The sequence below is a fragment of the Aeromicrobium sp. 10G20-16 genome, from assembly GCF_055809665.1.
This window is the reverse complement of record NZ_CM147919.1, coordinates 1,755,835-1,772,526: the sequence shown is the minus strand read 5'-3', so window position 1 is coordinate 1,772,526 and position 16,692 is coordinate 1,755,835. Positions and strand designations below refer to the sequence as shown.

17 protein-coding genes, 1 tRNA gene and 1 pseudogene are annotated in these 16,692 nt (G+C 70.1%); 7 read left to right on the top strand and 12 right to left on the bottom strand.

Translation table 11 applies throughout. The features are described 5' to 3' along the window. On the top strand, nt 1-582 hold the full coding sequence (locus tag AC0L5F_RS08905; RefSeq protein WP_473312967.1) for a hypothetical protein: 582 nt from the start codon (nt 1-3) through the stop codon (nt 580-582). Between the two features lie 289 nt (nt 583-871). Here the strand turns inward: AC0L5F_RS08905 and AC0L5F_RS08900 are convergent. The 4 genes from AC0L5F_RS08900 to AC0L5F_RS08885 all read right to left on the bottom strand — a co-directional run bounded on the left by AC0L5F_RS08900 (nt 872) and on the right by AC0L5F_RS08885 (nt 3,108). After that, a tRNA-Gly gene (locus tag AC0L5F_RS08900) sits at nt 872-942 on the bottom strand. Nucleotides 943-990: 48 nt separating this feature from the next. Next, entirely contained in the window at nt 991-1,827 is an 837-nt protein-coding gene (locus AC0L5F_RS08895; RefSeq protein WP_473312966.1) for an FHA domain-containing protein, read from the bottom strand. 1 nt (nt 1,828) lies between these two features. Further along, the gene (locus AC0L5F_RS08890) at nt 1,829-2,098 is read right to left on the bottom strand and encodes a hypothetical protein (RefSeq protein WP_473312965.1); all 270 of its coding nucleotides are present in this window, start codon (nt 2,096-2,098) and stop codon (nt 1,829-1,831) included. Between the two features lie 86 nt (nt 2,099-2,184). Next, nucleotides 2,185-3,108 (bottom strand): NADP-dependent oxidoreductase, encoded by a 924-nt coding sequence (locus AC0L5F_RS08885; protein ID WP_473312964.1) that lies wholly within the window; start codon nt 3,106-3,108, stop codon nt 2,185-2,187. Between the two features lie 73 nt (nt 3,109-3,181). Between AC0L5F_RS08885 and dcd the strand changes: the two genes are divergently transcribed. Then, entirely contained in the window at nt 3,182-3,763 is a 582-nt protein-coding gene (gene dcd / locus AC0L5F_RS08880) for a dCTP deaminase (RefSeq protein ID WP_473312963.1), read from the top strand. A 13-nt stretch (nt 3,764-3,776) separates the two neighbouring features. On the opposite strand, the gene AC0L5F_RS08875 is transcribed toward dcd, so the two are convergent. After that, on the bottom strand, nt 3,777-3,944 hold the full coding sequence (locus tag AC0L5F_RS08875; RefSeq protein ID WP_473312962.1) for a hypothetical protein: 168 nt from the start codon (nt 3,942-3,944) through the stop codon (nt 3,777-3,779). 8 nt (nt 3,945-3,952) lie between these two features. Then, entirely contained in the window at nt 3,953-4,564 is a 612-nt protein-coding gene (locus tag AC0L5F_RS08870; RefSeq protein WP_473312961.1) for an alpha/beta family hydrolase, read from the bottom strand. Between the two features lie 7 nt (nt 4,565-4,571). Between AC0L5F_RS08870 and AC0L5F_RS08865 the strand changes: the two are divergent. The 3 genes and pseudogenes from AC0L5F_RS08865 to AC0L5F_RS08855 form a co-directional block, all read left to right on the top strand. Beyond that, nucleotides 4,572-4,934 (top strand): annotated as a pseudogene (locus AC0L5F_RS08865) (pseudouridine-5'-phosphate glycosidase); the annotation flags it as partial. 43 nt (nt 4,935-4,977) lie between these two features. Then, nucleotides 4,978-5,499, top strand: a complete 522-nt coding sequence (locus tag AC0L5F_RS08860) for a pseudouridine-5'-phosphate glycosidase (RefSeq protein ID WP_473312959.1) — start codon at nt 4,978-4,980, stop codon at nt 5,497-5,499. Next, nucleotides 5,496-6,320 (top strand): carbohydrate kinase family protein, encoded by an 825-nt coding sequence (locus AC0L5F_RS08855; protein ID WP_473316174.1) that lies wholly within the window; start codon nt 5,496-5,498, stop codon nt 6,318-6,320. Before AC0L5F_RS08860 ends, AC0L5F_RS08855 begins: the two co-directional genes overlap by 4 nt. A gap of 267 nt (nt 6,321-6,587) precedes the next feature. On the opposite strand, the gene AC0L5F_RS08850 is transcribed toward AC0L5F_RS08855, so the two are convergent. From AC0L5F_RS08850 to AC0L5F_RS08840, 3 genes are read right to left on the bottom strand one after another with little or no spacing between them, the layout of a single operon-like run. Next, on the bottom strand, nt 6,588-7,466 hold the full coding sequence (locus AC0L5F_RS08850) for a sigma-70 family RNA polymerase sigma factor (protein WP_473312958.1): 879 nt from the start codon (nt 7,464-7,466) through the stop codon (nt 6,588-6,590). A gap of 50 nt (nt 7,467-7,516) precedes the next feature. Further along, complete coding sequence (locus tag AC0L5F_RS08845; protein ID WP_473312957.1) at nt 7,517-8,407, bottom strand: carbohydrate kinase family protein; 891 nt, start codon at nt 8,405-8,407, stop codon at nt 7,517-7,519. Further along, a complete protein-coding gene (locus tag AC0L5F_RS08840) occupies nt 8,404-9,615 on the bottom strand; it encodes an AGE family epimerase/isomerase (protein ID WP_473312956.1) in 1,212 nt (403 codons plus the stop codon). The genes AC0L5F_RS08845 and AC0L5F_RS08840 overlap by 4 nt, the downstream gene beginning before the upstream one ends. 15 nt (nt 9,616-9,630) lie before the next feature. On the opposite strand from AC0L5F_RS08840, the gene AC0L5F_RS08835 reads away from it, so the two are divergent. After that, nucleotides 9,631-10,407 carry a matrixin family metalloprotease gene (locus tag AC0L5F_RS08835; protein WP_473312955.1) on the top strand — a complete coding sequence of 259 codons (777 nt, stop codon included), beginning with the start codon at nt 9,631-9,633 and terminating at the stop codon, nt 10,405-10,407. A gap of 29 nt (nt 10,408-10,436) precedes the next feature. On the opposite strand, the gene AC0L5F_RS08830 is transcribed toward AC0L5F_RS08835, so the two are convergent. The 3 genes from AC0L5F_RS08830 to AC0L5F_RS08820 form a co-directional block, all read right to left on the bottom strand. After that, nucleotides 10,437-12,245 (bottom strand): CocE/NonD family hydrolase, encoded by a 1,809-nt coding sequence (locus tag AC0L5F_RS08830; RefSeq protein ID WP_473312954.1) that lies wholly within the window; start codon nt 12,243-12,245, stop codon nt 10,437-10,439. Nucleotides 12,246-12,355: 110 nt separating this feature from the next. Continuing rightward, the gene (locus AC0L5F_RS08825) at nt 12,356-13,699 is read right to left on the bottom strand and encodes a flavin monoamine oxidase family protein (protein WP_473312953.1); all 1,344 of its coding nucleotides are present in this window, start codon (nt 13,697-13,699) and stop codon (nt 12,356-12,358) included. A gap of 4 nt (nt 13,700-13,703) precedes the next feature. Continuing rightward, entirely contained in the window at nt 13,704-15,929 is a 2,226-nt protein-coding gene (locus AC0L5F_RS08820) for a heterodisulfide reductase-related iron-sulfur binding cluster (RefSeq protein WP_473316173.1), read from the bottom strand. Nucleotides 15,930-16,110: 181 nt separating this feature from the next. On the opposite strand from AC0L5F_RS08820, the gene AC0L5F_RS08815 reads away from it, so the two are divergent. Next, a complete protein-coding gene (locus tag AC0L5F_RS08815) occupies nt 16,111-16,650 on the top strand; it encodes a hypothetical protein (RefSeq protein ID WP_473312952.1) in 540 nt (179 codons plus the stop codon). The last annotated feature ends 42 nt before the right edge of the window (nt 16,651-16,692 follow it).

Here is a 16,692-nt window from a genome sequence, read left to right as displayed (position 1 = left end):
ATGTCCGAATACACCAGCTTCGTGTCGATGACGAAGTCCGAGGCCACCGCCTACTTCAAACGCTTCCTCGACGACATGGAACCGTCTCTGCGCAGGTTCGCGTCCTCTGTCGACCTGCAATTGTCGTTCGAGCCAGCTTCCTTGGAACAGGCATGGACCGCGGTGGTGCCAAAACTTGCTTGGCGCAGCGGCTACACGCCACCAAGTCTCGGTCAGCCGGGCCCCAGCATCGCGTCCGACCAGATCGAGCCTGCCGGCGATCTCCCGTCGTGGTTCCATCACCCCAGTGGTGCCGGGTACGCCCGGTTCTCAGCCGAGACTCTCTGGTTGATCGATGGTGCTGCCCGCTACCTCGGCGAAACTCTTGTCCAAACTGCCGGAGGCAGCTGGGCGCGAGGCAACGAGCGCATCAAGAACTACATGTTTCAGAACCAGCCAGTCATCGTCGATGTCTCAGTTGATCCCTTGAGCCCCATCCAGACATGCGCTGTCCTCGCTGCCAAGGCACTGGATGCCAGCGCGACCAACGGACCGCGCACTCTCGCTGACGTCTACGGACGTTGGGTCGCGCCCTCGCCGTGATCGAGCTGACTCAGGTCAGTCAGCCCTTGGCCCGAGGTCCGCGTTCGCTGCGAATGATGTGGGTCGAGAAGTCGACGCGACATCGCTACTCGTTGACGAGCGCGGTGAGCTGATTGCTGTTGAGCTCCTTCGAAGGGTCGGCTTTGTCGTCAGTGAAGATGACGCCTTCGGCGAGGAGGAGATCGCGGGGCGCCTTCGGCGCGATCGCTCCTCCCGACTCCCGACGTCTCTTTCGGCTCAGACACGCAGAGCCCCCGACGAAGTGCGTGTCGGGGGCTCTGCGTGTCTGAGCCGATGACGGGAATCGAACCCGCGTGTCTTGCTTGGGAAGCAAGCGCTCTGCCATTGAGCTACATCGGCGAAGACGCCACTGTACCGAAACGAACCCCCGATTCCCCAGGGGGAACGTCAGCTCTGGTAGCGCGGGGGTTCCTGGGCGCGCTGGCGGCCCAGCTCGCCGCCGATGCGGCCACCGTAGGGGCGACCGTGGTCGGCGTGCTCGTCGCGCACGTAGGTCATGCGCCACGGGCCGATCTCGACCCGCGACCCGGTGCGGAGCCGTTGACGCGGCAGCTCCTGGCCGTTGACGTAGGTGTGCGTCGAGGTGCCGCGGGCGACGATCTCGTACTCGTCCTCGGCGGTGCGCTCCACCGTGGCCACCAGCTCGTCGACGCCGTCGAGCCGCAGGTCTGCGTCCTCGCCGTTGCCGATCGTGACCGTGCCCGGGGGCAGCAGGAACGACAACACCTCCCGGCCGGTCGACGACACCCGGGTGTCCGACAGGTACAGGCGCGGGTGCCCGCCGCCGTAGGGGTCGTGGGTGGTTGTGACGCGGCGCTTGGCCCACGGGGCGGTGGGCAGGTGCGACGGGATGACGGTCGGCGGTGGGATGCCGACGCCCTTGCTCCGACTGGCCACCACGACGGCCTTGAGCGCGGTGGCGGCTCGCCACCGCACCACGCGCACGAACTTCGAGCGGGTGACCACGCGGTGCCAGAAGAGCGAGCGAACTGCTCCGAGCTTCATCAGGGCGCCGTCCTCGTCCGCGACGGTGAGCACCATCCCGCGCCTCGCCAGCATCTTCGCGAGGCTCTGCAGGTCGCTGTCGGACCGGCCGCCCGCCAACACCGACAGATCGGGACTCTGGACGAGGATCTCGTTGCCCACCGAGCGCACGACGCCCTCGGCATGCTCCCCGTCGGGAGTGTCGACCTCGAAGCGGAGGTCGACGGTCACCGAGGACATGTCAGGCCTGACGATTCTCGGCGCCGGCGAACTCGTCGTCGCTCGTCACGACGCGCACGGTGCCGTTGAACTTCCACGTGGCGCGGGCGGCGTTGGCGCCGGTGTCGCGCGGGACCTCGACCTCCATGTCCACCAGCTCGTAGCTGACCGAGGCGCCGCGACCGGTGAGGTACTCCCACATCTCACGGCCGAGATCGGTCCAGTCCGACGTGGGCTGCGGGCCGGCGCTCGTTCCGGTGACGGTGTGGGCGGGGGTGGGCTCTGTCGTCATGGCGGACTCCTCGGTCGGGCTTCCACCATCCCACCGCTGGGCGATGTCGGCTCGGTGGCCGATGTCGGCTCGGTGGCCGATGTCGGTCAGCCGCTGATGTGGATGGCGAGCTTGCCGCGCACGTGGCCTTCCTGGCTGCGGGCGAACGCGGCAGCGACGTCCTCCAGCTCGAAGACCTCGTCGACCTCGACGGTGAGCTTCCCGTCGTCGACCAGCGCTGCGAGCCGCTCGAGCCCCTCGGCGTCCGGGCGCACCCAGCGCCAGCGGCCACCTGCCTCGATGGCCTCGGGCTGGGTGATCGATGCGTGCTGGCCACCCTCGGCCAGCACCGCCTGCGTCTGGTCGAGCACACCCCCGACGAAGTCGGCCACGGCGTCGACGCCGTCGGGTGCGATCGCGCGGACCGCCTCGACGAGGCCGTCGCCGTACTCGACCGGCTCGGCGCCCAGGGCGATGATGCGCTCGTGCTGCGCGGCCGATGCGCTGGCGATGACGCGGGCTCCGCGAGCCGACGCGATCTGGATGCCGAAGGAGCCGACGCCGCCTCCGCCGCCGTGGATCAGCAGAGTGGTCGAGTCGTCGACCTCGAGGCCGTCGAGCACCTGCAGCGCCGTGAGTCCGGCGAGCGGGATCGACGCGGCCTGCTCCCACGAGAGGCTGGCCGGCTTGCGCCCGACCGTGCGTGCCGGTGCGTTGACCAGCTCGGCGAACGTGCCGCCGTGCACGTAGTCCTTGCGCGCGTAGGCCATGACCTCGTCGCCCTCGGACCACTCCGGAGTGTCCGGGCCTACCGCCGTGACGACACCGGCGACGTCCCAGCCCGGCACCACCGGGAACCGCACGTCCATCATCGGGTCGAGGCCGCCGGACATCAGCTTCCAGTCGACCGGGTTGACGCTGGCGGCCCGTGCCTCGATGAGCACCTCGCCGGGTCCGACCTTGGGATCGGGCTGCTCGGTGAGGGAGAGGACGCTGGTGTCGCCGTACTGGTCATAGGTGATGGCTCGCATGTCAGTCACAACGGTGACGACCGGTCGGCCATTCCGTGATCGTCGGCACGTGCCCATGCGTTAGTTTCGTCTCGTGCTCCTCTCCGACCGCGACATCCTCGCCGAGATCGACGCCGGCCGCATCGGCCTCGACCCGCTCGAGAAGGCGATGATCCAGCCGTCGAGCATCGACGTGCGTCTCGACAAGTTCTTCCGGGTCTTCGACAACCACAAGTACCCGCACATCGACCCGGCCGCCGACCAGAGCGACCTGACCCGCGAGGTCGAGGTCGGCAACGGCGAGGACGAGGCGTTCGTCCTGCACCCGGGTGAGTTCGTGCTCGGCTCCACCTACGAGCTGGTCTCGCTGCCGGACGACATCGCCGCGCGCCTCGAGGGCAAGAGCTCGCTGGGTCGCCTCGGTCTGATGACGCACTCGACCGCCGGCTTCATCGACCCCGGCTTCTCCGGGCACGTCACCCTCGAGCTGGCCAACGTCGCCACCTTGCCGATCAAGCTGTACCCGGGCATGAAGATCGGTCAGCTCTGCTACTTCCGACTCACCTCACCGGCCGACAACCCGTACGGGTCGGCCAAGTACGGCTCGCGCTACCAGGGCCAGCGTGGCCCCACCGCGTCGCGCTCGCACGCGAACTTCCACCGCACCGAGATCTAGCGGCACCTGCCGGTCAGGTGCCGGAGTCGCGGCCCAGCATCCCGGTGGCGATCCAGCCGAGCGCCACGACGACGCCACCGATCTGGGCGTAGCCGCCGCCGGGATCGGAGACCACGGCGAAGCCGGCGCCGTACAGCATGCTGAGGGCCAGGGCGACGAACGTGAGGGTCCTGCGATCCATGAGCGAGATCATGTCACGACTCCCGCCACGAAGCGCGCGATCGCGTCGGCCGCGTCCACGAGGTTCTGAGTCTGCGAGCGACCGCTGGCCTTGCGGGGCTTGAGCGAGTGGTCGCCGTCGGGCGCCCAGTGCAGGGCGATCGACGCCGGCAGACCGAAGCCGGGCACCTCGGCCGCGGTGCCGAACGGGTCGCGCTCGCCCTGGCACACCAGCATCGGCACGCGCAGGGTCAGCAGGTGTTCGGTGCGCAGCTTCTCGGGCCGACCCGGCGGGTGGAACGGATAGCCGAGCGCGACCACGCCGCGGGCTCCGACGTCGTCGGCGACCATGCTCGCCACACGGCCGCCGAACGACTTGCCGCCCACCACGACGGGACCTCCGACGGTTTCGACGGCAGCCCGGTACTCGCCGAGCACCGCCTCGGCGCGCGGCTGTCCGCCACGCCGGCCGGTCCGTCGGGCAGCCATGTAGGCGAACTCGAACCGTGCCACGCGCACGTCGCGCGCTGCCAGCAGGGACGTCACCTCGTCCATCCACGGCGAGTCCATCGCCGCGCCGGCTCCGTGCGCCAGCAGCAGGGTCACGTCGGCGTCGTCAGGTCCGTCGATCAGCAGGTGCACGGAACCAGTGTGCCGATACCGTGGCCCCGTGCTTCCCCTCGACGTCTCGCCCGAGGTCGCCGCGGCCCTCGCCGACGGCCGACCGGTCGTCGCGCTGGAGTCCACGATCATCTCCCACGGTCTGCCGCGGCCCGACAACCTCGCGGCAGCGCAGCGCTTCGAGCAGATCCTCTCCGACGCGGGCGTCGTGGCGGCGACCATCGCGGTGCTCGACGGTCGTCTGAAGGCCGGGCTGACCGCCGAGGAGCTGGAACGCATCGCGAACGAGGACATCGCCAAGCTGAGCGTGCGCGACCTGCCGATCGCCCTCGGCGGCGGATCGAGCGGCGCCACCACCGTGGCCGCCACCAGCACGATCGCCGACCTCGCCGGCATCCGGGTGTTCGCCACCGGAGGGCTCGGTGGCGTGCATCGTGGAGCCTCCGAGAAGCTTCGACGAGTCGGCCGACCTGACCGTGCTGGCCGGGGTGCCGATCACGGTGGTGTCGGCCGGCGTGAAGTCGATCCTCGACATCGGTGCCACGCTGGAGCGCCTCGAGACGCTCAGCGTCCCCGTGCTCGGCTACGGCGCCGACCGGTTCCCGAGCTTCTGGCTGACCGACTCCGGCCTGGACCTCGACTGGCGGGTCGATGGCCCCGAGGAGGTGGCGGCGATCATGACCGCCCGCGACGCCCTCGGCCAGCGCGCGGGCATCGTCGTGGCCAACCCGCTGCCGGTCGACCAGCAGCTCGACCCCGACGTGCACGATCGCGCCCTCGCCGAGGCGCTGCGCATGGCCGACGACCAGGGCCTGACCGGCAAGGACGTCACGCCGTTCCTGCTGCAGACGATCGTCGACCTCACCGGCGGCGACAGCCTGGCGGTCAACCTGCTGATCGCCGAGAACAACATCCGCGTGGCCGCCGCGATCGCCACGTCCTGGGCTTCGCGGTGACGATCCTCGTCGTCGGTGACGTCGTCGACGACATCGGTGTGCGGCCGCTGGGGCGGATCAACCCGGCGAGCGACACCGAGTCCGAGATCCGCATGACCTGTGGTGGGTCGGCCGCCAACGTCGCCGCGTGGCTCGGACATCTCGGCACGAACGTGCGATTCGTAGGAGTGGCCGGGCACGACGGGGTCGAGCGGCACGTCGCGTCCCTCGTGGCGCACGGGGTCGACGCCCGCATCAGCGCAGTGACGGACCAGCCCACCGCCACGATCGTGCTGACGCTGGACGACCACGCCGACCGCACGATGTTCGTCGACCGTGCCGCCAACACGAGGCTGACGACGGCCCACCTTCCCGACCACGTGTGGGAGGACGTCACCTGGCTGCACCTGACGGGCTACACGTTCTTCGACCCGGCGACCCGTCCCGTCGCGCTGGCCGCGATGGCCGAGGCGCGTCGGCGCGGGGCCGGGGTCAGCATCGACCCCAGCTCGCTCGGCTTCCTCGAGGCTGCCGGGCGCGGGCCTGCTCTCGCGTGGTTCTCCGGCGCTGACCTGCTGTTCCCGAACGAGGACGAGCAGAACTTCCTGGGCCTCGACGACGGGCGGGTCGTCGAGACCCGGGGCGCCGATGGTGCCCGGTTCGGCGCCGACTCGGTGCCGCCGTCCGCCGCGGACGTCCTCGACACCACCGGCGCCGGCGACGCCTTCTGCGCGGGCTTCCTGTCCGCCTGGGTGCAGCAGCCCGACGCCCGTGCCGCGCTGGCAGCAGGCGCCGAGGCGGCGGCCGCCTGCGTGGCCGTGCGCGGCGCCCGGCCCGCCTGAGTCAGTCGTCCGACAGGTCGGCGAACCTCTTCTTGACGTCGTGGTACCAACCGAGCGACTTGCGGGGGTGCAGCCAGCGCCCCTTCATGTCGTTGCGGGCCGGCTCGTGCGCGGCGTCGCCGGCCGCGACCGCCTCCTTGAGGTGCCGGTCCTGGGCCCGGATGACGTCGTCGGCGCTCTCGCCGCTGTGGGCGAAGCTCGCAGGGGCCGCCGAGGTCGCGACAGGTCATGGTCTTCATGGGTCTCCTCCATCGGTGAGTGGTGGGTTCACTTCTCTGACGTTCGATCCGCCGCCGACGTGACCGGGTGCGGTACGCCGTCGCGGCGACGCACGACCCGGGCCAGCACGTCCGGCTCGGCCCGGAAGTCGATGCGCTGGACGAGACCGCCCGCGATCGTGAAGTCGAACAGCACCTTGGCCTCGCCGCGCAGGAACCACGCGGCCCCCGGCCGGTCGTCGATGAGCACCGGGAGGGCGCTCGTCGCCGACCCGTTGAAGAACCCGGCCACCTCGTCGCGCCCCGCGATCCGCTCGGGCGTGCCGACCAGCACGGCGGCAGCGTCCGCCGCGACGATGGCGTCGGGTGCGAGCAGCTCCAGCAGGCGAGTGAAGTCGCCGTCGCGGGCCGCCGCCATGAACGCGTCCACCACCTCCCACCGCGAGAGCTGGTCCTGGGGCACCGGTTGACTGATCTTCGCCCGGGCCCGCGAGGCGAGCTTGCGGGCGGCCGTGGGCTCGGCGTCGAGCACCTCGGCGATCGTGGCGAAGTCGAATCCGAAGCTGTCGTGCAGCACGAACGCCACGCGTTCGCGCGGCGTCAGCCGCTCGAGCAGCACGTGCAGCGCGATGCCGACCGTCTCGGCCAGTGCGACGTCGTCGGCCGGGTCGGGGACGCTCTCGCCGGGGTCGACGTGCTCGTGCGGCACGGGCGTGCGGGCGCGCAGCCGGTCCAGGCACAGGCGCGACGTGACGGTGGTCAGCCAGGCCGGCGGATCGTCGATCCCGTCGGTGCGGTCGAACCGGAGCCACGCCTGCTGCACCACGTCCTCGGCCTCACCGTGGTCCCCGAGCATCCGCGCGGCGAGCCGGGTGAGTCGGGGGCGTTCACGCTCGAAGGTCGTCAGGTCGTCCACGAGGTCCTCCATCGGTCGGTCTCTCACCCACCTGACGTCGGCCGCGCTCGAGACGTGACCGGTCAGCCGTCGAGCTCCTCCAGCCACGGCAGGTCGGCGCCGGCGCGGGTGCAGGTGATGGCGGCCGCCTTCGCGGCGTAGGTGCCGAGGTCGAACAGCTCGGTGACGTCGAGCTCGGCCGCGGCCGGCCAGTCGTAGGCGGCGCTCCACGCGAGCATCGCGGCCATGAAGGTGTCGCCCGCGCCGATGGTGTCGACCACCTCGATGACCGGAGCCTCGATGACGGCCAGCTCGTCCTGCTGCGCCACCAACGCTCCACCGGCGCCCTGGGTGATCGCGACCAGCGCACCCTCGGAAGCCAGTCGGCGCGCGAGGTCGGGGGGAGCGACGTCGGGAAACAGCACGGCGGCGTCCTCGTCGCTCATCTTGATGATCCGCGAGTACGGGGCGAATCGGGCGAACACCGCTTGCCAGACGTCGGGATCGGCCACGACCGAGGTGCGGATGTTGGGATCGAACGAGACCGGGATGCCCAGCACGTCGGCCGTGACCACCAGCTCGGCCACCTGGGCGGCTCCGGGTTCGATCAGGGTGCCGAGAGAGCCCACGTGCACGGCGTCGAACTGGCTCGGATCGGGCAGCGACGTCGGTGACCAGGTGAGGTCGAACTCGTAGTGGGCCGCCCCGGTCTCGTCGAGGGTGGCGACGGCGCTCGACGTGCGGTGCATCGTGGCGTCGGGCCCGCCGTGCCGCACCGTGGACTCCTCCAGGCCGGCCATGAGGAGGCGGCCGTGCTCGTCGTCGGCGAACTGGCACGCCAGGTGACTCTGGACGCCGAGTCGCGACAGGCCCCGCGCCACGTTGTACGGCGATCCGCCGGCGAACGTCTCGGTCGACCCGTCGCTGCGGTGCACGATGTCCACCAGGGCCTCGCCGACCACGAGCACGTTCATCTGGATGTACCTCCGAGGGGGGCGGCGGTGGGGGACAGCGGCTGATCAGGACAGGTCAGCGCATTGACGCCATGGTAGGCGTCGGGGCGTCCGGCCCACGTGCGGCGCGAAGGCGCGAGTGTCGCGGACAGCTCGTGACGCCACGAACCCTTGTCGTCGATCAGGTGCTCGTCGATCTCGGACCACCAACGTGTCGCGAGCCCGGCGTAGGTCGCACCGCCGGTCGCGGCCGCGAGCACCTCGGCGGCCTGCACGGCCTCGGCCATCACCCAGTGGAACCGTTCGGTGACGATCGGCACGCCGTCCCAGTCGGTCGTGTAGGGCAGCAGCGGGTGGTCGTCGTCGAGGGCGTCCTCGACCGCGCGGGCGAACAGGTGCTCGGCCGCCTCGAGCCGCCAGGGTCGCTGCTGGTCGAGCGCCACGTCCAGCTGCACCAGCAGGCGCGCCCACTCGAAAGCGTGACCGGGGGTGGCGCCGAATGGCCGGAACGGATCGGCCGGCCGGTCGTGGTTGAGGTCGAGCAGCGGGTTCCACGCGGCGTCGAAGTGCTCGGGAACGCGCCACCCGTGCGCTCGCGCCGTCACGCCGATGATGCGCTCGCAGATCGCCTCGGCTCGCTCGAGCCAGACGTCGTCGCCGGTGGCGGCAGCGGTGGACAGGTACGCCTCGACGGTGTGCATGTTGGAGTTGGCGCCGCGGTACTCGTCCAGCGTCGTCCAGTCGCGCGACCACTGCTCGACGCACCGCCCGACCTCCGGGTCCCAGAACCGGGCCTCGTGCACGTCCCGGGCCTCGTCGAACAGCTCGGTCGAGCCGTCGATGCCTGAGGTCGTCGCCGTCGCGCCGGCCAGCAGGACGAAGGCGTGGTCGTAGCAACCCTTGGCCGAGTCCGGGACGGTGCCGTCGGGCGCGACCGCACCGAACCAGCCGCCGTGCTCGTCGTCGTGCAGCACCGTGCGGAGAGCCCCGACCCCGTGAGCGGCGAGGTCTGCGGCTCCCGGAACCTCGAGCTGGGCCGCCATCGAGAAGACGTAGGTCATCCGGGCGTTGATCCACAGCTCGAGGCCGTGGGAGCTGTCGTCGCGTCCGGCGTCGTCGAGCCAGCCGAATCCGACCTCGCGCCTCGCGCGTGCCGCCACGTCGAGCAGCTGGCGGCGTCGTTCGTGACGCCAGCCCGCCGTTCCCGGGCGGTCCGCGATGTCGTTCACGTCTGCACGGTATCCATGCGCCCGGTTGGTCAGGTGCGCGACCATGGAGCGGTGTTCTCGTTGGGGCCCCGCGCTTCCACCTACCTGGTGGCGATCGTCGCCGTGGTCATCGGCCTGTCGGCGGCGCCGGCCATCGAGGAGCGGTTGAACGGGACCACCGCCGGCCGGCCGGACGATGCCCGGGCCGAACCCTTGTCGCTGCCGCCGACGGTGCGGACGTCCGGCGAGCACGCGTTCGTCCGAGAGGTCGACGGCGAGCCGGTCAGGTACGACCCGTGTGCGCCGATCCACGTCGTCATCAATCCGCGGACCGCCGTGCCGGACGCCGACGACATGGTGTCGCAGGCACTGGACTCGGTCGAGGCAGCCACCGGTCTGACGTTCGTGATCGACGGCTACACCGATGACGAGCCGTCCGACTCGCGTGGTGCGATCCCGGGATCACGTGGTCCGGTGCTGATCGCCTGGAGCGACCCCGACGAGGTCGAGGACCTCGAGGGGGCGGTGGCCGGCATCGGCGGAAGCGTGTCGGACCGACGTAGCCCGTGGTTCGACACCGGCACCGTGACGTTGGACGGTCCCCAGCTGGCCGAGCTGCTCGACGGCCCGGCCGGATGGGCGTCGGCCCGCGCGGTGGTGCTGCACGAGCTGGGCCACCTGGTCGGACTCGACCACGTCGACGCCGAGGGCGAGCTGATGCAGCCCGAGGGCGAACCGGGCGTCACCGACTGGGGGCCCGGTGATCGTCAGGGCCTCGCAGCACTGGGCGGCGGCGACTGCCGCGAGTACTAGCCCCTCGCCTCAGTCCCACTCGACGCCGGTCACTGGACCGGGAGGGTCAGCGCCTGCGCAGGGCTGCCGAGCGCGATGGTGACCGGTGTGGGGATCAGTCCGCCGCGGTAGTTGGTCGAGCCGCCCGCGACGATCAGGCGAAGGCTGTGGCCGGCCTCGAACCGGTGGACGAAGGCCGGCATCGTCACGGTGAAGGGCTTGCGGGCATCCGGCACCCGCACGGGCGCCACGAGGTTGCGGACGATGGTCGCGGAACCGTCGGGAGCGACATCGGCGATCTTGGCGAACAGCACCAGCTTGCCGGCATCGGTGCCCTGCGTGAGCGAGGCGGTCGGGGCGGAGACCTGCAACGTCAGCGACGGTGAGCCCACCACGTCCATCGGCTTGGTCAGAGCGCCGGTCGTCCACTGCGCGAAGGTTCCCGGCAGGTCGATCTCCGGCAGTGGCAGCTGGCTGCCGACGACGTCCAGCAGGTCCGTCGAGGTGGGCAGGCCGGCCAGGGGCGTGGTGAACCGGGCGACGCCGGGAGCGGCGAGCTTCGGGGCCGGGGTCAGTGCCTTGTCGCCGCCGAGGGTGAAGACCGTCTTGCGGCCGACGGGGAACGTGGTCGACGAGGCGTAGGCCGGCTTGGCGTTGCCGGTGTAGGAGACCCAGTCGCGGAAGTAGGTGAACTCCGGGCCGGTGCTCGCCGAGGTCTTCTTCAGGTAGTGGTCGAACCAGTCGGCGACTCGCTTGGCGAGGTGCTGCGTGGCGACGTTCGGGGCGGTGAAGTCGATCTCGCCGGGTGCATTCGGTCCGGAGTGGCCGCCGTTGAACCAGACCATCTTGACCGGCGTCTTCTGCTTCTTCAGCGCCTGGTAGTTGGCGACGCCCTCGTTGAGGTTGAACAGCGTGTCGTTCTGGCCCTGCATGATCAACGTCGGGATGGTCACCTTCTTCACGTAGCTGCTCACCGAGGCGTGCCGCAGCTGCGCGGTGGCGCGGGCGTCGAGCGTTCCGGTGGCCGCCGCCGTCACGAGCGCCGGGCACACGAAGGTCGCGAAGTTCGGGCAGCCGATGAGTCGGTTCGGGTCCGTGGGGGCGTTCTGCACCCCGTTGAGCACGCCCAGCCCGGAGAACCCGAGGGCCCACACCAGCTTGGCGGCACCCGGGGTCGACGTGCTCACCCCGGACGTCTGGCTGGTGTTGTTGGGTGACAGCGAGTACGAGAGGTCCGACCAGGTGATCAGCGGCACGATGGTGTCGATGCGCTTGTCGATGGAGGCGGCCGCGAACTGCACCTGGCCGCCGTAGGAGCCGCCCACCATCCCGACCCGCGGATCGTTGGTCGACGCCTTGCCGGCGTTGTCGCGGGTGTCGCGGGTGACCACCGTCAGCGGCGGTGCTGCCTGCGTGTGCGCGTCGTCGAGGAAGGCGATGCCCTTCTTGCCGCCGAGGTACGAGACGAGCTGGCTGGCGGCCTTGCCGTCGAAGTCGGGGTCGTCGAGGGTGATCTTGCAGTCCGAGCCGCCGAAGCCGAGACCCGAGTAGCTCAGCACCGCGTATCCACGCTGGGCGAACAGCGTGCCGATGCCGGCCTGGTCGTCCTTCGAGCCGCCGAAGCCGTTGGTGGTCAGGATCGCGGGCACCGTCTTATTCGCGGAGGCGGCGCGCGGCAGGTACAGGTCGCCCACGATGTCGCAGGACGTCGCGTCGTCGGGCCCGACGTTCACGGCGAAGTGCAGGGTCGTGACGGTGTACGCGTCAGCCGCCTGCGCTCCGACGGAGGTCACGGCCGTCAGGCCGGCGACGCTCAGCGCGGCCGCGGTGAAGGTGGGGACGAGACGACGAAGGCGCATGCGTTCTCCTGGTGCCGTGGGCCCGAGGAGGCCCTACTGTCCAGTAATAACGCGCCGATGTGTCACAGGTCACGCGGTGACGATCACACGAGTCGAACAGGCAGGGCCGATCAGCTGGCGGGGTGCGCGTCGGAGATCGGCACCGGACGTCCCAGCACGTGCTCGGCGGCACGGTGGCCGGAGCGGTAGGCCGCCGTCACCGTGGCGGGGTCCTCGGTCCACGTGGTCTCGCCGGCCAGGTGCAGCACCCCGCCGATCGGCTCGGCCAGCAGCCCGTGGTCCGAGGGCGTCGAGCCGACCGTCATGTAGGCGTACGAGCCTCGCGAGAACGGATCGGCCTGCCAGCGGGTGACGCGAGAGCCGACCGGATCCTCCACGGCTGGCCCGTACAGTCGCCGTAGCGCGTCGAGCACCGAAGCGACCACCTCGTCGTCGCTCCAGTCGCGGGTCACCTCGGCGCACGGTCCGGCCGCGAACGTGAGCAACGTGGGCACGTCGTGCAGGCGGGTGAGGTCGTACCAGGAGTGCCACCACAGGCCCGCCGGTCCCTGCTGGCGGATCGCGTAGACGTCCTGGTCCCAGAACGTCGTGGGGAACTGCACGAAGACCTTCTCGAACGCGTTCATCTCCAGTCGTCCGATCGCACCGGCGTGCGACGGCGGCAGCGGAGGATCGAAGGTGAGGTCACCGGACTTCAGCACCCCGACCGGCACGGTCACGATCGCCTGGTCGGCCACGATCTCGACACCGTTCGCCGTCACGACCACACCGTCCGCCCCCCAGCGCACCCTGGTGACCACGTGCTCGAGTCGGACGTCCAAGTCTTTTGCGAGGTGGCCGGGCAGGGCATCGAACCCGTCGGGGAAGACGACCTCGTCACCGTCGACGGCGTCGTCGTCGAGACCGTGGGCGTCCAGGCGGTCCGCGCTGACCCCGTACTGCTCCTCGGAGCGGTGACGCCAGAACTCACGGACCCGCTCGGTGCGGTCGTCGTCCCAGCCCAGCGTCCGAAGTGCCGCGTCGATCGCCTGGCTGTAGGAGCTGCCGGCCTCCAGGCTCGCAACAGCTCGCGCCAGCTCGACGTCAGCCTCATGGACGTCGGCTCCGAACCGGGCCGCTGCGTCGTCGCTCAGCCGCTGGCCGTCGGGGTCGAAGTAGACGATCCGGCGCCCGTCCGGCTGGTAGCTGCCGACGGTGAACTCGACGGAGCGCATGCCGAACGCCTCCACGGCGTCGGCGAGCGGGTTGTCGTCGATCCCGTGGATCCACGACGCCCCGAGATCCGTCGCACCACTGAGGTCGCGGTCGGTCCACACACGACCGCCGACACGGTCACGGGCCTCCAGCACCACGACCCTGCAGCCGGCAGAAGTCAGCAACCGGGCTGCGGTGAGCCCGGCCACGCCGGCGCCCACCACGACGACGTCGGGCAGGACGTCGCCGGGTGGACTCATCGGATCAGGGCTTGGTCTCGTCGTCACCGCTGGACGCCGAGCCGCCCTCCTCGACCCATTCCTCGACGGCTTCGCCGTCCGTGGCCTGCTGCGTCGTGTCGACGTCGGGCACGATCTCCGTGGCCTTCTCCGACAGCTCGTCGCCGCTGGGGTTGGCGTCGCTCAGCTCGGCGACGTCCTCGGCCGGTTCCTCGGTCGGGGCGTCCTCGATCGCGACGATCGCCTCGGTCGCGCCGGTGGCGTCGGCCTCCTCCTCGCGCGCGTCCTCCTGGACCGGCTCGGACTCGTCGGGCACCTCGGTGACCTCCTCGGCAGGAGCGTCGGTGGTCTCCGGCTCGGGAGTGGACGGCTCGTCGGGCGTGAGGTCGGTGTTGACCGGCCCCACGTTGGCCCAGGCGGCCTTCTCCTTCTCCGACGCATCGCGGTCGTCGGCGGGCTCCTCGGAATCGGTGGTCGCCTCCGGCTCGGTATCCGTGGTCGCCTCCGGATCGGGCTCGGTGGTCGCCTCCGGCTCGGTGCTGGATGAGCCCGAGTCCGGCTCTGTGCTGGATGAGCCTGAGTCCGGCTCTGTGCTGGATGAGCCCGAGTCCGGCTCGGTACTGGATGAGCCCGAGTCCGGCTCGGTGTGTGCCTCGGCCGCGGCGCCGGCCTCCTCGGTCTCGCTGATCGAGTCCGGGTTCGCCTGGTCGGCGGCGTCGGGCTCGGCCTCGGTGGCGGCAGCGGCGGTGGCGGCCTTGGCCTCGGGTGCGCGCTTGATCGAGGCGAGCAGCATCTGCGCGACGTCGAGCACCTCGACCTCCTCGCGCGCCGCCCCCTCGCTCTGCTTGAGGGTCAGGCCGTCGGACAGCATCACCCGGCAGAACGGGCAGCCCACCGCGATCTGGTCGGCGCCGGTCGCGATGGCCTCCTCGGTGCGGTTCACGTTGATGCGCGAGCCGAGGTTCTCCTCCATCCACATGCGCGCGCCGCCGGCGCCGCAGCAGAACGACTCCTTGGAGTTGCGCGGCATCTCGGTGAAGTCCGCACCCGGGATGACCTGCAGCAGCTCGCGCGGGGGCTCGTAGACCTGGTTGTGGCGGCCCAGGAAGCACGGGTCGTGGTACGTGATCTTCTTGCTCGCCTCACCGGCGCCCGGGGCGACCGGCTTGAGCTTGCCCTCGCGCACCAGCCGGTTCAGCAGCTGCGTGTGGTGCACGACCTCGAGCTCGACGCCGAACTCGGCGTACTCGTTCTTGAGGCTGTTGAAGCAGTGCGCACAGGTGGAGACGACCTTCTTGACCTTGGTCTCCTTGAAGACCTCGGCATTCTCCATGGCCAGCTGCATGAACACGATCTCGTTGCCCGCGCGACGAGCGGGGTCGCCGGTGCAGGTCTCGCCGTCGCCCAGCACGGCGAAGTCGACGCCGGCGGTGTTCAGCAGCTCGGCGACCGCCTGCGTGGTCTTCTTGGCGCGGTCCTCGAACGCGCCCGCGCAACCGACCCAGAACAGCCAGTCGACCTCGTCGAGCGACTCGACGTCGACGCCGACCTGCTTGACCTCGAAGTCCAGGCCCTTGGCCCAGTCCATGCGGCTCTTGGGGTCCATGCCCCACGGGTTCCCCTTGCGCTCCAGGCCCTTGAAGATGTTGTTCAGCTCGGCGGGGAAGTTGCTCTCGACCAGCACCTGGAAGCGGCGCATGTCGTCGATGTGGTCGACGTGCTCGATGTCCACCGGGCACTGCTGCACGCAGGCGCCGCAGTTGGTGCACGACCACAGGACGTCCGGATCGATGACGCCGTACGCGGCCTCGTCGCCGATCAGCGGACGCTCCAGCTCCTTGACCTGCTCCTCGGTGCGCTGGTCCTCCGGGACCGCCGAGGCGGCCGCCTTGGCGTAGGCGTGCTCCTGCAGACCCAGCACCAGCAGCTTCGGTGACAGTGGCTTCTCGGTGTTCCAGGCCGGGCACTGGCTCTGGCAGCGACCGCACTCGGTGCAGGTCGTGAAGTCGAGGATGCCCTTCCAGCTGAAGTCCTCGACCTTGCCGACGCCCAGCTTCTCGAAGTCCTCCTCCTCGAGGTCCTCCATCGACTCCATGTCGAGGGCCTTGCCGTTGATGCGGATCGGCTCGAGACCGCCCAAAGCGGTGCCGCCGTCGGAGCGACGCTTGAACCAGATGTTCGGCCACGCGGTGAACCGGTGCCAGGCCACGCCCATCGTGAGATTGCGCGCGATGACGATCAGCCAGATCATCGCGGACACGACCTTGATCGCCGCGATGACGTAGATGATGTTCTCCAGCGTCCCGATGGACGCCTCGCCGGTCGGGTACAGGTTGCCGAAGTACTGCGCGATCGGGAAGTGGAAACCGTTGGCGTACTTGTCGGCGTCCTCGCCTCCGCGCGCGAGGTACAGGTTGTACTCCGCGCCGCGGATGAACAGGATCGCCGAGCTTCTCCAGCAGCACCATGAACTCGACGAAGTAGGCCTGGCTGAAGTTCGAGCCGAAGAACCGGCTCTGGCGGCCGAGACGGCGCGGGTGGATGACCTGGCGGTAGACGATCAGCGGGAGGATCGCGAGCGACCCGAGCAGGCCGACACCTTCGGAGAGCCACTCGTAGACGAAGAAGTGGCCGATCAGGGGCCAGACGAACTCGGCGTCGAACAGCTGGAAGAATGCCTGCGCGACCGCCGTGCTGAGGATGATGAAGGCCGCGTAGACGAACCAGTGGAGCGCGCCGATCCACGGGCGCTGCAGCATGCGCGTGTGACCGAAGGTCTCGGTGAGCATGTTCACCGTGCGCTTCATCGGCTGATCGGTGCGGGCCACCGATCGCTCGCCGGTGCGGAGGACCTTGACCATGGACCGCACCGCCATCGCGGTCAGTGGCACGGCCACGACGGTGAAGAGCAAAGAGACGACGATCGCGACGACCTGCATGTAGGCCTCACTTCCGGTGCAGACGGACCCTGACAGTACGAGTGAGACTAATGGTTTGCGGCCGACCGTGGGTGC